This is a genomic window from Halomonas garicola (assembly GCF_055382465.1).
Map to the genome: position 1 here is coordinate 1,511,144 of NZ_AP043931.1, position 14,890 is coordinate 1,526,033.

Genomic DNA, 14,890 nt, shown 5'->3' on the forward strand with positions numbered 1-14,890 from the left:
GCTCCCACTAAAACTGTGCCTTTCCGACATCAGTTTATCGATCGCGCAGCGCCTGCCAGGCGGCGTAGGTACTCAGGAAGACCCGGCCGGTGAGCTGTTCGGGGAAGCTGCTGTGGTTCAGCCGGTCCATCACCGGGCCCTTAACCTCGGCCAGGTGCAGCGTGACGCCGGAATCCTTGAGGCGGGCGTTGATCGCCTCGAGGCTTTCCAGCGCCGAGGCGTCGATCAGATTCACTGCCGAGCACACAATCACCACGTTTTCCAGCGCCGGCCGGCTGGCGACCAGGTTGTACAGGGTGTCTTCGAGATAGCGCGCGTTGGCAAAGTAGAGGCTTTCATCGATGCGCAGCAGGGCGACCCCGGGCGTGGTTTCCACCTCGTGGCGGGCCATGTTGCGAAAATGCTCGCTGTTCGGCACGCGCCCGATCAGCGCGCTGTGCGGACGGCTGGTGCGGTAGAGAAACAGCGCCACGGAGACGGCGATGCCGCCGATGATGCCGGCCTCGATGCCTTCGGCCAGGGTCAGGCCGATGGTGATGGCCTGAGCGGCAAAATCGCTGCGCGAATAGCGCCAGGTGGCGCGCAGCGTGGCGATATCCACCAGGGTCAGAATCGACACCGTGATGAACGCTGAAAGCGTAGCGATGGGCAGGTAGTAGAGCCAGTCGGTCAGCGTATAGGTGACCACGCCAATGCCCAGCGCGGCAAAGGCCCCCGCCGCGGGGGTCTGCGCGCCGGCGTGGAAGTTGGCCACGGTACGCGACAGGCCGCCGGTGACGGGCATGGCGCCGGAAACGCCGGCAGCGAGGTTGGCAACCCCCAGCCCGATGAGCTCCTGGTTAGGCGAGATCCGCTGGCGGCGCTTGGCGGCCAGCATCTGGCCCATGGAGACCGACTCCACAAATCCTACCAGGCTGATCAGCAGCGCCGGTACCAGCAGCGTTTGCCACAGCGCCGCGTCGGGCCAGGGCAGGGCAAGCGGCGGCAGTCCGCCGGGCACCGCGCCGACAACCGCTACCCCGGCGTCCTGCAGCTGCCACTGTCGGGTTGCCAGGGTTGTGGCCACCACGGCAAGGATCGGCCCGGCTCGGGCCAGCAGGTTGGCCGTGCCGGCGGCCAGTCCCAGCCGCCTGAGCAGCGTGCTGCCGTAGCGGCGCACCCCGACCAGAAAGCCCAGCACGAGAACGCTCATCAGCAGGGTGGGCAGGCTAGCCCCGGGCAGGTTGCGCCACAGCGACGCCAGCCGTTCCCAGAGGGTAAAGCCGTCGCTTTCCACGCCCAGCAGGCCGCCGAGCTGGCTGGTGGCAATAAGGATGCCCGAGGCGGTAAGGAAGCCGGAAATCACCGGGTGGCTCAAGAAGTTGCTGAAAAAGCCCATGCGCAGCGCGCCCATGACCACCAGAATGGCGCCGGAAAGCAGCGCCAGTACGAGCGCGGCTTCCAGGTATTCGGCGCTGCCGGGCACGGCGATCTGACTCAGCGCCGCCCCGGTCATCAGCGCGATAATCGCCACGGGTCCTACCGCCAGTGTGCGGCTGGTGCCAAAGACTGCGTAAACCAGCTGGGGGAGAATGCTGGCGTATAGCCCGACGACGGCCGGCAGGCCGGCCAGCAGCGCATAGGCCAGCGACTGCGGTATCACCATGACGGTGACGATGGCCCCGGCCAGCAGGTCGGCGCCACAAAGTCGTGCCTGATAGTGCGGCAGCCAGGCCAGCGCGGGCAGGTAGCGTTTCAGCATGGAATCAGCGCAGCATCGAATAACATGGCGATAAGCCTAAACGATATTGGCCTGAAGGTTGAGGGTTGATTAGCATTGGGCTTTTATCAGGCCCGTTTTTGTCTCCCAAGGAGCTCACATGAAGCGCGATACTATTGCCCTGCACCACGGCTATTCGGCGGATAGCCAGAACGCCGTTGCCGTTCCCATTCATCAAACCACGTCCTACAGCTTCGACAGCGCTCAGCACGCCGCGGACCTGTTTGACCTGAAAGAAGAAGGCAACATCTATTCGCGCATCATGAACCCCACCTGCGGCGTGCTCGAGCAGCGCGTGGCGGCGCTGGAAGGCGGCATCGCGGGCCTGGCCCTGGCTTCGGGGATGAGCGCTATTACCTGCGCGATCCAGACCCTTGCCGAGGCCGGCGATAACATCGTCTCCATCAGCGAGCTCTACGGCGGCACCTATAACCTCTTTGCCCACACGCTGCCGCGTCAGGGCATCAGCGTCAGCTTTGCCGACAAGGACGACCTGGACGCCATCGAATCATGCATCGACGGCCGTACCAAGGCGATATTCTGCGAAAGCGTGGGCAATCCCTCCGGCGGCGTTGTCGATATCGCCGGCCTCGCCGAAGTGGCGCATCGCCACGGCGTACCGGTGATCGTCGACAACACCACGGCCACGCCGTTTCTCTGGCGGCCCATCGAGCACGGGGCGGATATCGTCATCCACTCGGCGACCAAGTATATCGGCGGCCACGGCACTACCCTTGGCGGCGTGATCGTGGACAGCGGCAAGTTTCCCTGGGCGGAGAATGCCAACCGCTTCCCGCTGCTTACCGAGCCCGACGCCTCCTACCACGGCATCAGCTATACCCGGGACGTTGGCGAGGCGGCGTTCATCACCCGGGCCCGGGTGGTGCCGCTGCGCAACATGGGCGCGGCGCTTTCCGCCCAGGCGGCGTGGAATCTGCTCCAGGGGCTGGAAACGCTGTCGCTGCGCATCGAGCGCATCTGTGACAACACCCTGGCCGTGGCGCGCCACCTGGAAGCCCACCCCCGGGTCAGCTGGGTGCAGTACGCGGGCCTTGAGAGCCACCTGGACCACGCCCTGGCCAAGCGCTACATGAACGGCCAGGCGTCGGGCATTTTAAGCTTCGGCATCGAGGGCGGGCAGGCCGCCGCCGAGCGCTTTTACGATGCCCTGGGGCTGATCCTGCGGCTGGTTAACATCGGCGATGCCAAGAGCTGCTCGTCGATTCCCGCCGCCACCACCCACCGCCAGCTCGACGAGCAGGAGCTGAAAAGCGCCGGTGTGACGCCGGAGATGGTGCGTCTTTCCATCGGCATCGAGCACCGGGACGATATCCTCGCCGATCTCGACCAGGCGCTTGCCGCCAGCCGCTAAGCAGGCGGCGTTACTCGCTGTGCGACTGCTGCCAGGCGGACCAGGAGTAGAGCGCAAGCCCCGTCCAGATCAGCGCGAAGGTGCCCAGCTGGACGGGGCTCAGCGGCTCCTGGAACACCAGCAGGGCGATAAAAAACTGGATGCTGGGGTTGAGATACATTAAAAACCCAAGCGTTGCCAGGCGCAGCCGCCGCGCCGCGCCGGCAAAGGCCAGCAGCGGCAGGGCAGTGACCACCCCGGCGGCCATGAGCAGCGTCATGGAGCGCGTCGACTGGGTAAAGTGCGAAAGCCCCTGGGTTTCCAGCCAGGCAAAGACCAGCAGCGCCACCGGCAGCAGAAGCAGCGTTTCTACAAACAGCCCGGAAAGGCCATCAAGGGGAACCTGCTTGCGAAAGAGCCCGTAGGTGCCGAAGGAAAACGCCAGCATCAGGCTGAGCCAGGGGAGCTCGTTGAGCAGCAAAAACTGCATGCCGATGCCCAGGGTAGCAAGGCCCAGGGCCACCAGCTGGGCCTTGACCATGGTTTCGCGCAGCACGATAACGCCTAGGCCGACGTTGACCAGCGGCGTCAGAAAATAGCCCAGGCTCGCCTGGAGCACGTGCCGGGTTTCCACCGCGTAAATGTAAATGCCCCAGTTCAGGCCGATAAGAATAGCGCAGGCCAGCACCCGTCCCAGGCGCTCGGGGTGGCGCAGCGCTGCCTTGACCGGCGACCAGCGCCGCAGCAGAGTGATCAGCCCGGCGAGAAACAGACACGACCAGATGATCCGGTGCAGCACGATCTCAAACGCCGGCACGCCGTCGAACAGGGCAAAAAACAGCGGGAAACAGCCCCACATAAGATAGGCAACGAGCCCGAAGCCGACGCCCTTGGCGGCCTCGGGGTCACGAACGGAATGGCTGGACATGGCGGCCTCGCTAGGGAGATGGTGGCTGCAGGATAGCGGATGCGACTTCGTGCCTGACAAACCCGGCGGACAGCGCCGGAAAAGCACGGCAGAACCGCGCTAACCTACCACATTCACCCGAGAGTCAGGGAGAACACAATGAGCAAGCTAACCGTGAGCCTGGTGCAGTGCGACCTGCGCTGGGAGAACCCGGACGCCAACCACCGGCAGCTGGAGGATCAGCTGGGCGAGCTTGGCAGTCACGAAACCGACGTGATCGTGCTGCCGGAAATGTTCGCCACCGGCTTTACCATGAACTCTCGGGAGATGGCCGAGCCCATGGCGCAGAGCGAAAGCGTGGCCTGGCTTTGCCGCCAGGCCGAGGCGCGCGGCTGCGTCATCACCGGCAGCGTGGCCGTCGAAGACGGCGGGAAGCACTATAATCGCCTGGTCTGGGCGCAGCCCGACGGCGAGCTGATCCTTTACGACAAGCGCCATCTGTTCCGCATGGCCGGAGAGCACGAACGCTACGCCGCCGGCAGCGAGCGCCCGGTAATCGAGTACAAGGGCGTGCGCCTGCTGCTGACCGTTTGCTACGATCTGCGCTTTCCCGTCTGGCTTCGCCAGCAGCCCGAAGGCGAGGCGCCGTTCGAGTACGATGCGCTTCTGTGCGTGGCCAACTGGCCCACGCCGCGCCGCCATGCCTGGCGCACCCTGCTCCAGGCCCGAGCGATCGAGAACCTGTGCTACGTCATCGGCGTCAACCGCGTCGGCGAAGGCGGCAACGGCCTGTCCTACAGCGGGGATTCGATGCTGGTGGACTTCAAGGGCGAGGCGGTGATCGATCCGCCGGCAGAGACGGCCTGCATTGAAACCGGCACCCTGGATACCGAAGCGCTGGCGGCCTTCCGCGAGAAGTTTCCCGCCTGGCAGGACGCCGACCGCTTTCAGCTGCTGCCCGGTACCGCTGCCGACGACGTCACTTCCCCATGAGCTATAAATAGCCAAGCATGAAACACAGCCAAGCGAGTGCCCCTTTATGAGCCAACCCGCCACCATGCGTCTTGACCGCTTCTTAAGCGAAACCACGCCGCTGACCCGCAGCCTGGCCAAACGTGCGCTCAAGGCCGGGGAGGTTGCGCTTAACGGCGAGCCGGTTAAGCAGGGCGCCCGGCAAATCGACCCTGAAAAAGACGCCGTTACCTGGCAGGACGAGCCGCTGGCGCTTCTGGGCAAGCGCTACCTTATGCTGCACAAGCCGCTGGAGGTGGAGTGCACGGCCCGCCGCGGGCTTTACCCGCGCGCCATCGACCTTTTGGACGTACCCGAAGTCGAGCGGCTGCAGCCGGTGGGCCGGCTCGACGTGGATACCACCGGGCTTTTGCTGATGACCGACGACGGCCAGTGGCTGCACCGCATTACCGCGCCCAAGCGCCGCTGCGGCAAGGTCTACCGTGCCACCCTGGCCGAGCCGCTGGAAGGCGAGGCGGCCGCGAACGCCATTGCCCGGGTGGCCGAAGGCCTGTGGCTTGACGGCGACGAGACGCCCACTCGGCCGGCGACCCTGCGGATGCTGGGCCCCAGGGAGGCCGAGCTTGCCATCAGCGAAGGCCGCTACCACCAGGTCAAGCGCATGTTCGCTGCCCTGGGCAACCGCGTGGTGGATTTGCACCGACGGGCCATCGGCCCGCTTGAGCTGGATGCGGATCTCGCCCCCGGCGAGTGGCGGGCGCTGACCGAGGACGAAATCGCCCTGTTTTAGGCCGGCGTTCTCTCTTCTGGAGGGCATGCCCTTGAAGGCCGTGTGCTACGCTGAGACCGGCAACGACTGAGTTTTTCAGGGTAGGCACGAGATGACGACTCCACTTCGCCAAGGCGTGACCGGGCGCTTTCTGCTGCTGGCAAGCCTGCTGTGTCTGGCGCTGGGTGCCCTGTTGGCCTGGCAGGCCCAGGCCCAGCAGGACGAACGCAGCGCGCTGGTGATGACAATCGACGGCGCCATCGGGCCGGCCATCGGCGACTATTTCCAGCGCGGCCTTGATATCGCCGCCGAGGATGACGCCGAGCTGGTGGTGGTGCAGCTGGATACCCCCGGCGGCCTCGACGCCTCGATGCGCGCTATGATCTCGGCCATGCTGGCCTCCGAGGTGCCGGTGGTTTTCCACGTCGCGCCCAGCGGCGCCCGAGCCGCCAGCGCCGGCACCTACCTGCTCTATGCCAGCCACGTAGCGGCCATGGCGCCGGCCACCCATCTGGGGTCGGCCACGCCCGTGCAGCTCGGCGGCGGTGGGCTTCCGGGCCTGGGCGAGCCGGAGACGCCCGACAACGGCGAGGATGAGGATACGTCGGAGGGCGAGGCGCCCGCTGAGGGGAGCGACGAAGCCGAGCCCGAGAAGCGTCGCGGCGAGACGGCCATGGAGCGCAAGGTGCTGGAAGACGCGGTGGCCTATATCCGTTCGCTGGCCGAGCGTCACGACCGCAATGCCGACTGGGCCGAAGAGGCGGTGCGCGAGGCGGTCAGCCTGGGCGCCCGCCAGGCCCTGGAGCAGAACGTCATCGACGTGGTCGCGGGCGATATCGAAGCGCTGCTCGCCCAGATCGATGGCCAGGAAGTGGTCATGGCCGAGGGCACGCAAACGCTTGCCACCGCGGATCTGACCCTCGAGCGCTTCGATCCGGACTGGCGAACCGAGCTGCTGGCGGTGATCACCAACCCCAACGTGGCCTATCTGCTGATGATCATCGGCTTTTACGGGCTGGTATTTGAACTGATGAGCCCGGGGGCGCTGGTGCCGGGCACCATCGGCGCCGTCAGCCTGCTGCTGGCGTTATTCGCCTTCCAGGTGCTGCCGATCAACTATGCGGGGCTGGGCCTGATACTCCTGGGGCTGGGGCTGATCGTGGGCGAGGCGCTGATGCCCAGCTTCGGCATTCTTGGAATAGGCGGCATCGTCGCCTTTGTGATGGGGTCAGTTATGCTGATGGACGCGGAGTCCCTGAGGATCTCGCTGCCGATAATCGGCGGCATCGCCCTGCTGGCGGCGGGGCTGATGCTGTGGGTGGTGACCCGCTTTCTCGCCCTGCGCCGGCATCCGCCGCGCACCGGCCAGGATGAGCTTGTCGGCTGCCGGGCCCGGGTGGAGGCGGCGTTTTCGGGCAGCGGGCACGTGCGCCTGAAAGGCGAGCGCTGGAAGGCCCGCAGCGCGGGCCCGCTGAGCCGCGATCAGGCGGTGCGCGTGACCGCGGTCGACGGCCTCGTCCTGGAGGTCGAGCCGCTGGCTGCGGAATAAAACTAGGCGCGGGCGGCGCGCTGCTGGCCCCTGAGCACCTTGGCGTAGCCTTCCAGCAGGCGCTTGTGGCCAACGGTAGGGGCGTCCGGATTCATGGCGTCAAGCCCGGGGAACGTCGCGACTCCGTCGGCCAGCGCCCTGGCGTCGGCAAAGGCCTCACCGTGGTAGAAGGAAAGCGCCCGGGCGTAGTCGTCGATGGGCTCATCGGCCACCGTCAGCTCCAGCACGCTCGCCAGGGCGTCAAGGCGGCGCACGTCTTCAGCGACCAGGTTGCCCGAGGCGCGCACCATACCCAGCTGCTCAAACGCCGCGTCCGGCTCGCCCAGCGCCAGCAGCAGCCACAGCTTGAGTTCGCCTATCCGCAGCCGCTCCCAGGCGGTGTTGGGGTCGGGCACAATGCCGGCCCACTCCAGCACGCTCATCTGGTCGTTGACGTTTTCGTCCTCCAGGCAGTCCAGCAGCGCCTGCCAGGCGTTTTGCCCGGCATCGCGCAGGGCAAAGAGGGTAGCGCGGTGGGGCACGGCCTGGTTGTTGTTGTGCCACTTCAGCTCGTCGGGCAGGTAGATGTCGGAAAAGCCCGGGACCAGAATGCGGCTGGCGTAGGCGCCAAGCTCGGTGTGCTCGGCGATGTAGACGTCGTGGCCTTCGTCGTGCAAAAGCTCGATCAGGCTCTCCCGCTGCTCGGCGTTGCTGTGCGAGTCGTCCCAGTCGCTGAACGCCACGTCCGGCGTCTCACCCAAAAGCGCCCAGCTGACGTAGCCGCTGGCATCGATGAAGTGAAGCTCGAGGTTGTGCGGATCGGTGACCAGGTCCATATCCGCCGTCGGCGGAGGAAAGCCGCCCAGCTCGTCCAGCGCCCGGCCCTGAACCAGCTCGGTGAGCGCGCGCTCCAGCGCCACTTCAAAGCGCGGGTGGGCGCCAAAGCAGGCGTAGAGGCCGCCGTCGTCGGGGTTCAGCAGCACCACGCTGATCACCGGGTACTTGCCGCCCAGGGAGGCGTCCAGCGCGCGCAGCTGAAAGCCGCTGGCTTCGAGGGCGGCCATGCCCTGCTGTACCCGGGGGTAGCGCGCCAGCACCTCGGCGGGAATCTCGGGCAGCGTGATCGCATCGCGGATGATGCGCTCCTTGATCGCGCGCTCGAAGATCTCCGACAGCCCCTGGACCTGGCCCTCGTCCCGGGTGTTGCCCGCGGACATGCCGTTGGAGACGAACATGTTGCCGATCAGGTTAACCGGCACGTTGACGGTCTTGCCGTCGCGCTGGCGCACGTAGGGCAGGGTGCAGACGCTCTGGGCGGCATCGCCGCCGTTCATGTCGCGGAGCTCGGCCAGGGTCAGGTCGTCGCCGTAGCGCCGATAAAAAACGTCATCGAGAACGTCGGCGAGCGGCGTCTCCGGGGCAAACCACTGCTCTTCGGCCTGATGAATGAAGGGGAAGTGGTTCTGCGCCGGGGTCAGGTAAAAATCCGCCCACAGATAGCGCGTGGCCAGGCGTTCGAGCATCTCGCCGTAGGCGCTGGCCAGCGCTGCTTTGCGGGTAGCGCCCTTGCCGTTGGAGAACACCTGGGGGCAGTCGCGGTCGCGGATGTGCACCGACCAGATATAGGGCGCCGGGTTCAGCCAGCGCGCCTCCACGATGTGAAAGCCGAGGCCCTCGATGTGGCCTTTGAGCGTATCCAGCGAGGTTTCAAGGGCGGCATCCTTGCCGGGGATAAACGTAGCGGTCATGGGGCGTCCCGGAGTGTGGAAAAATGGCCCAGGCAGCGAGGCTGTTATACGAGGCCGTCAAACAAGGGCGCGCACTGTATCATTGTGCCCGGGATGTCGCTATACGCGCGTGTCGCGCTCGGGCTTTGCCGCCTCGATCAGCCGGCGGGTATAGGGGTGGCGGGGCGCGTCAAACAGCGCCTCGCACTCGCCCTCTTCTACCACCTCGCCGTCCTTGAGCACCATCACCCGGTGGGCCATGGCGCGCACCACGGCGAGATCGTGGCTGATGAAGACGTAGCCCAGCCCGCGCTCGGCCTGGAGCCGGCGTAAAAGCTCGATCAGCTGCTTTTGTACCTGGCGGTCGAGCGCCGAGGTCGGCTCGTCCAGCACCAGAAGCTCGGGCTCGAGGATGATCGCCCGGGCCACGGCGATGCGCTGGCGCTGGCCGCCGGAAAACTCGTGGGGGTAGCGCGCCGCCACGCTCCGGGGCAGGCCAACGTCTTCAAGCGTTTGATAGACCCGCTCGCGTACGGCCTGCTCGCCGAGTTTGGGGAAGTGAAAGCGCAGGCCTTCGCTTATGATGTCAAACACCGGCATCCGCGGCGACAGCGCCCCGTAGGGGTCCTGAAACACCATCTGCAGGCGGTGGCGCCGGCGGCGCAGGGCGCCGCCGGAAAGCGTATCCAGCCGCGCGGTACCCAGCGTAATCTGGCCCCGGCTTGCCACCAGCCGCATAATCGCCGAGGCAAGGGTGGTCTTGCCCGAGCCGGACTCGCCGACAATCCCCAAGGTTTCCCCCGGCCGCAGGGTAAGATCCAGCGGCTTGACGGCGGCAAAGGCCGGCGGCGCCGGGCGAAAGAGCCCGCGCCGAGGCCGGGGGAAGCTCACGGCGAGCTGCCGGGCGGTGAGCAGCGGCGGGTTGTCTGTCACCGGGGCCGGGCGGCCGTCGGGCTCGGCGGCTAAAAGCGCCCGGGTGTAGTCGGTTGCCGGCGCGCTGAAGACGTCGTCGACCGCGCCGGTTTCCTGTTCGCGGCCGGCGCGCATCACGCAGACGCGGTCGGCGTGGCGGCGCACCAGGTTCAAATCGTGAGTGATGAACAAAAGCCCCATGCCGTAGTCGTCGCGCAGCTCGCGCAAAAGCGCAAGAATCTCCTGCTGGACGCTGACGTCGAGCGCGGTAGTGGGCTCGTCGGCAATCAGCAGCCTGGGGCTGTTGGCAATGGCCATGGCGATCATCACCCGCTGGCGCTGGCCGCCGGAGAGCTGGTGCGGCCAGGCGTCCACAAGCTCGCCGGCCCGAGGCAGCTTGACCCGCTCCAAAAGCTCTCGCACCCGGGCCCGGGCCGCCGCGCCGGTAAGCCCCTGGTGCAGCCGCAGGGTCTCGGCAATCTGCCTGCCGATCTTATGCAGCGGGTTGAGCGAGGTCATGGGCTCCTGGAAGACAAACCCCACCCGGCCGCCGCGCACGGCGTTCCACTGGTTCCGGCTCAGCCGGGCAAGGTCGGTGCCTTCAAGGGTGCGCGCGCCCTGCACCCGGGCGTTGGGCGGCAGCAGGTTCAAAAGCCCAAGGGCGGTCACCGACTTGCCCGAGCCGGATTCGCCGACCAGCGCCAGGGTTTCCCCGGCGTTCAGGTGTAGCGACAGCGCTTCCACCACGGGTACGCCGTCAAACGCAATGGATAGCCCCTCGGTGGACAAAAGCGGTGGCGCGATGGATGGCGTCATGTGAGGGCCCCCTGAGCGTGGCGCGGATCAAAGGCGTCGCGCAGTCCCTCGCCGATAAACACCAGCAGCGAAAGCATGATCCCCAGCGTTAAAAAGGCGGTGATGCCAAGCCAGGGCGCGTGCAGGTTGTTTTTACCCTGGGCGGCGAGCTCCCCAAGCGACGGCGAGCCAGGCGGCAGGCCGAAGCCGAGAAAGTCCAGCGCGGTGAGCGTGCTGATCGCCCCGGTAAATAAAAACGGAATGAACGTAAGCGTCGCCACCATGGCGTTGGGCAGCACGTGGCGCCGCATGATCAGCCGCGAGGGCAGCCCCATGGCCTTGGCCGCGCGGACGTACTCCAGGTTGCGTGCGCGGAGAAACTCGGCGCGGACGATATCGACGAGCCCCAGCCAGGAAAACAGCAGCATGACCCCTAAAAGCCACCAGAAGCCGGGCTGGACGAAGCTTGCCAGAATAATCAGCAAAAACAGCACCGGAAGCCCGGACCAGATCTCGGTCACCCGCTGGCCAATCAAATCCACCTTGCCGCCAAAGTAGCCCTGTACGCCGCCGATCACCACCCCGAGCACCAGCGAGCCCGCGGTCAGGACGAGGGCAAACACCACCGACAGGCGAAAGCCGTAGATCACCCGGGCGAGAACGTCCCGGCCCTGGTCGTCGGTGCCCAGCCAGTGGCGCTCGCTCGGCGGTGCGGGCGAGGGCCGGGTCATCTGCATATCTAGCGTCTGGTAGGAAAAGCGCACCGGCGGCCACAGCGCCCAGCCGTGCTCGCTGATCTGCTCCTGCATGAAAGGGTCAAGGTAGTCCGCCCGGGTGGGCAAAAAGCCGCCAAACTCGGTTTCCGGGTAGTCGTGAAGCAGCGGCGTGTACCACTCGCCGTCAAACTGCATGACGATGGGCTTGTCGTTGGCGATCAGCTCGGCGCCAAGGCTAAGCACAAACAGCGCCACGAACAGCCACAGCGAGACCCGCGCCCGGCGGTTGGCGTTGAACCCGGCGATGCGCCGGCGGGTAATGGGTGACAGGCGCATGGCTCAGGCCTCCCGGGTGGCAAAGTCGATGCGCGGGTCCACCCACACATAGGTCAGGTCCGAGACCAGCTTGAGCACCAGACCCACCAGGGTATACAAAAACAGCGTGCCGAAAATCACCGGATAGTCGCGCTGCATCACCGCCTCAAAGCCCAGAAGCCCCAGGCCGTCCAGGGAGAAAATCACCTCGATCAATAGCGCCCCGGTGAAGAAGATGCCCACCAGCGCGGCGGGCAGCCCGGCGATGATGATCAGCATGGCGTTGCGAAACACGTGGCCGTAGAGAATGCGCTGCTCGCCAGCGCCCTTGGCCCGGGCGGTGAGCACGTACTGCTTGTGAATTTCATCCAGGAAACTATTTTTGGTCAGCATGGTGAGGGTGGCAAAGCTGCCGATGGAGGCGGCCAGTACCGGCAGCGTCATGTGCCAGGCGTAGTCTTTGACCTTGCCCCAGGCGCTAAGATCGGCAAAGTCCGGCGAGGTTAGCCCGCGCAGGGGGAACCAGTCGAAGTAGGCGCCGCTGGCAAACAGCACGATGAGCAAAATGGCGAACAGAAAGCCGGGCACGGCGTAGCCCACGATGACAAACCCCGAGGAGTAGACGTCAAACGTTGATCCGTGGCGCAGCGCCTTGCGAATCCCCAGCGGGATCGACACCAGATACACCAAAAGCGTGCTCCACAACCCCAGCGAAATCGACACCGGCAGCCGTTCGATCATGAGATCGATCACTGGCCGGTCTCGGAAGAAGCTGGTGCCGAAGTCGAAAGTGGCGTAGTCGGCGAGCATGCCTAGAAAGCGCTCGTGGGCGGGCTTGTCGAAGCCGAACTGCTCTTCGAGCTGCTGGATGAAGCGCTCGTCGATACCCCGCGCGCCCCGAGACTCGTCGCTTACCTGGATATCTGCGCCGCCGGTATCCAGCCGGGTGCTGGCCATGGCATCGCCGCCTTCAAAGCGCGCCAGCATCTGGTCGATAGGGCCGCCGGGGGCAGCCTGAACGATCACGAAGTTCAGCAGCAAAATACCCACCAGGGTGGGAATCATCAGCAGCAGTCGGCGCAGGGTATAGCGGGCCACGGGCAGCTCCTTTTAGACCGTCCTTTCCAGCAATTAGCGTTAGCGCCGCCGCAGACAGGACGCGCGAGAGGGCGCTGTAAATCCTTCCCTGGACGCTACCTACGCCATCCCTGGCGTAGAACCCTCTCGCGGACCTGTCTCCGGCTCCGGTTTGCGCTCGGTGGGACGACGTTAGCGCCGCTGTTCCAGCTTGGCCGCGCGCTCGGGGTCGATCCACCAGGCGTCCAGATCCATGCCGTACTCGGGAAACGGCTCGGGGTAGCCGAACTTGTCCCACACGGCGATGCGGGTTTCACCGGAATGATAGTGGGGGATCACGTAAAAGCCCCAGCGTAGCACCCGGTCCAGCGCGTGGGTCACGGTATTCAGCTCTTCGCGGCTGTCGGCGGTAATCAGTTCTTCCACCAGCGCATCCACCGCCTCGCTTTGAAGTCCCATGACGTTGCGGCTCTGAGGGCGATTGGCCACGGCGCTGGTCCAGAAATCGCGCTGCTCGTTGCCGGGGTTGTTGGACTGGGGAAACTGGCTGATCACCATGTCAAAGTCAAAGCTTCGCAGCCGGTTCAGGTACTGGCTGATATCCACGATGCGGATCGAGGTCTGCACGCCAAGACGCGCCATGTTGCGAAGCATCGGCTGCACCACTCGCTCAAGGCCCGAGTCGTAGAGCAAGACTTCCAGGCGCAGCGCTTTGCCATCTTCATCGGTAAGCGTGCCGTTTTCCACCGTATAGCCGGCCTCACGCAATAGCCCCAGCGCCTTTTTCAGCCGGGCGCGAAGCGCGTCGGGCTGCTCCACGGGCAGCGGCTGGTCAAACAGGTTAGCCGAGCCGTGGGACTCGACCAGCGCCTCGCGAAACGGCTCGAGCAGGGCGAGCTCGTCGTCTGAGGGCAGCCCTTCGGCCTGCATGGGTGAGTTCTGGAAAAAGCTTTGGGTGCGCCGATAGGTATCGTAAAAAATATTGGTGTTGAGCCAGGGGAAGTCAAAGGTCAGGCTCAGCGCCTCGCGCACTTTGGGGTCGGCAAATTTATCCTTGCGCAGGTTGAACACGAACGCCTGCATGCGCGACGGGTTGACGTCGGGTACGGTTAAGCGCTTGACCAGCCCTTCCTCATAGGCGGAAAAGTCGTAGCCAATGGCCCAGGTGGCCGCCCGGGCGTCGGTGCGGTAGTCGGTGAGCCCGGCCTTGAACGCTTCCCAGGCGATATCCCGGTCGCGATAGTAGTCAAACACCAGCCGGCCGATGTTGTGCCGGCCGACGTTGACCGGAAGGTCTTTTGCCCAGTAGTCCGGGTCCCGGGCGTAGACGATGCGGCGGCCCGGGTCGACCTCGGCAATGCGGTAGGGGCCGGAGCCCGGATGGGCGGCAAGGGTGGGCTTGGTGAAGTCGCGCTCGGCCCAGTAGTGCCGAGGCAGGATGGGCATCTGGGCAACGATTAGCGGCAGCTCCCGGGAGTCGGTGTCGCTGAGAGTAAAGCGCACCCGATGGGGAGACTGCGCGACGGCCTCATCGACGCCTGCGTAGTAGCTGCGGTAAAAAGGGTTACCCTCTTCGCGCAGGATATTCAGGCTGAACACCACGTCGTCGGCGGTGAGCGGCTCGCCGTCCTGAAAGCGCGCCTCCCGGCGCAGGTCAAACTCGATCCAGGAGCGGTCGGGGGCAATTCTTGCGCCGCTGGCCACCAGGCCGTAAAGGCTGAACGGCTCCCCGGGGTTGGTTTCCATCAGAGTGTCGTAAATCAGACTGACGTTGCTTGCCGGGGTGCCGCGGACGATAAAGGGGTTGGTGGAGTCGAAGCTGCTTCCCACGGCGGTGCGCACCATGGTGCCGCCCCTGGGGGCGTCGGGATTGACGTGGGGGAAGTGAGTGAAGCCTTCGTCGAGCTCGGGCGTGCCGTAAAGTGACATGGCGGCAACCGTGGCGACGCTGTCTGCCGTCGTGTCGGGTGCCGACAGCGCAGACGTCGCCGAAAGGCACAGCGTCAGGCACAGGCCCATAGAGGCAAGCCGGCGGCGAAGTGATGGCGTTCTTTGGTGCATG

At 65.6% G+C, this 14,890-nt stretch carries 11 protein-coding genes; 4 read left to right on the plus strand and 7 right to left on the minus strand.

Features of this window, described 5'->3' with window-relative positions:
- Positions 1-34: 34 nt before the first annotated feature.
- Positions 35-1,741 carry a SulP family inorganic anion transporter gene (locus ACZ46Y_RS07410; RefSeq protein ID WP_311952666.1) on the minus strand — a complete coding sequence of 569 codons (1,707 nt, stop codon included), beginning with the start codon at positions 1,739-1,741 and terminating at the stop codon, positions 35-37.
- Between the two features lie 118 nt (positions 1,742-1,859).
- Here ACZ46Y_RS07410 and ACZ46Y_RS07415 point away from each other — a divergent pair, with 118 nt between their 5' ends.
- Positions 1,860-3,131 (plus strand): O-acetylhomoserine aminocarboxypropyltransferase/cysteine synthase family protein, encoded by a 1,272-nt coding sequence (locus ACZ46Y_RS07415; RefSeq protein WP_311952669.1) that lies wholly within the window; start codon positions 1,860-1,862, stop codon positions 3,129-3,131.
- A 10-nt stretch (positions 3,132-3,141) separates the two neighbouring features.
- Here ACZ46Y_RS07415 and rarD read toward each other — a convergent pair whose 3' ends face one another.
- Positions 3,142-4,038, minus strand: a complete 897-nt coding sequence (gene rarD / locus ACZ46Y_RS07420) for an EamA family transporter RarD (RefSeq protein ID WP_311952673.1) — start codon at positions 4,036-4,038, stop codon at positions 3,142-3,144.
- 138 nt (positions 4,039-4,176) lie between these two features.
- Here rarD and ACZ46Y_RS07425 point away from each other — a divergent pair, with 138 nt between their 5' ends.
- The 3 genes from ACZ46Y_RS07425 (at position 4,177) to ACZ46Y_RS07435 (ending at position 7,307) form a co-directional block, all read left to right on the plus strand.
- Entirely contained in the window at positions 4,177-5,010 is an 834-nt protein-coding gene (locus ACZ46Y_RS07425; protein WP_311952676.1) for an amidohydrolase, read from the plus strand.
- A 64-nt stretch (positions 5,011-5,074) separates the two neighbouring features.
- Entirely contained in the window at positions 5,075-5,779 is a 705-nt protein-coding gene (locus ACZ46Y_RS07430; RefSeq protein ID WP_311953079.1) for a pseudouridine synthase, read from the plus strand.
- Between the two features lie 91 nt (positions 5,780-5,870).
- Positions 5,871-7,307, plus strand: coding sequence for an NfeD family protein (locus tag ACZ46Y_RS07435; protein ID WP_311952683.1), 1,437 nt, complete (start codon positions 5,871-5,873; stop codon positions 7,305-7,307).
- Positions 7,308-7,309: 2 nt separating this feature from the next.
- Here the strand turns inward: ACZ46Y_RS07435 and ycaO are convergent, their stop codons facing one another.
- The 5 genes from ycaO to ACZ46Y_RS07460 all read right to left on the minus strand — a co-directional run bounded on the left by ycaO (position 7,310) and on the right by ACZ46Y_RS07460 (position 14,889).
- Positions 7,310-9,034: a 30S ribosomal protein S12 methylthiotransferase accessory factor YcaO gene (gene ycaO / locus ACZ46Y_RS07440; protein ID WP_311952689.1), complete on the minus strand. Its 1,725-nt coding sequence runs from the start codon at positions 9,032-9,034 to the stop codon at positions 7,310-7,312.
- Positions 9,035-9,133: 99 nt separating this feature from the next.
- Positions 9,134-10,741, minus strand: a complete 1,608-nt coding sequence (locus ACZ46Y_RS07445; RefSeq protein ID WP_311952691.1) for an ABC transporter ATP-binding protein — start codon at positions 10,739-10,741, stop codon at positions 9,134-9,136.
- Positions 10,738-11,772: an ABC transporter permease gene (locus ACZ46Y_RS07450; protein ID WP_311952693.1), complete on the minus strand. Its 1,035-nt coding sequence runs from the start codon at positions 11,770-11,772 to the stop codon at positions 10,738-10,740. The genes ACZ46Y_RS07445 and ACZ46Y_RS07450 overlap by 4 nt, the downstream gene beginning before the upstream one ends.
- Before the next feature lie 3 nt (positions 11,773-11,775).
- On the minus strand, positions 11,776-12,849 hold the full coding sequence (locus ACZ46Y_RS07455) for a microcin C ABC transporter permease YejB (protein ID WP_311952695.1): 1,074 nt from the start codon (positions 12,847-12,849) through the stop codon (positions 11,776-11,778).
- A 171-nt stretch (positions 12,850-13,020) separates the two neighbouring features.
- Positions 13,021-14,889: an extracellular solute-binding protein gene (locus tag ACZ46Y_RS07460; protein WP_311952698.1), complete on the minus strand. Its 1,869-nt coding sequence runs from the start codon at positions 14,887-14,889 to the stop codon at positions 13,021-13,023.
- Position 14,890: the final 1 nt, after the last annotated feature.

Excerpts from the sequence above, each read along its gene's own strand:
- ACZ46Y_RS07430 (WP_311953079.1), top strand. The coding sequence starts at position 5,075 with ATGCGTCTTGACCGCTTCTTAAGCGAAACCACGCCGCTGACCCGCAGC.
- ACZ46Y_RS07415 (WP_311952669.1), top strand. The coding sequence starts at position 1,860 with ATGAAGCGCGATACTATTGCCCTGCACCACGGCTATTCGGCGGATAGC.
- ycaO (WP_311952689.1), bottom strand. The coding sequence starts at position 9,034 with ATGACCGCTACGTTTATCCCCGGCAAGGATGCCGCCCTTGAAACCTCG.
- rarD (WP_311952673.1), bottom strand. The coding sequence starts at position 4,038 with ATGTCCAGCCATTCCGTTCGTGACCCCGAGGCCGCCAAGGGCGTCGGC.
- ACZ46Y_RS07460 (WP_311952698.1), bottom strand. The coding sequence starts at position 14,889 with ATGCACCAAAGAACGCCATCACTTCGCCGCCGGCTTGCCTCTATGGGC.
- ACZ46Y_RS07435 (WP_311952683.1), top strand. The coding sequence starts at position 5,871 with ATGACGACTCCACTTCGCCAAGGCGTGACCGGGCGCTTTCTGCTGCTG.
- ACZ46Y_RS07450 (WP_311952693.1), bottom strand. The coding sequence starts at position 11,772 with ATGCGCCTGTCACCCATTACCCGCCGGCGCATCGCCGGGTTCAACGCC.
- ACZ46Y_RS07445 (WP_311952691.1), bottom strand. The coding sequence starts at position 10,741 with ATGACGCCATCCATCGCGCCACCGCTTTTGTCCACCGAGGGGCTATCC.
- ACZ46Y_RS07425 (WP_311952676.1), top strand. The coding sequence starts at position 4,177 with ATGAGCAAGCTAACCGTGAGCCTGGTGCAGTGCGACCTGCGCTGGGAG.
- ACZ46Y_RS07410 (WP_311952666.1), bottom strand. The coding sequence starts at position 1,741 with ATGCTGAAACGCTACCTGCCCGCGCTGGCCTGGCTGCCGCACTATCAG.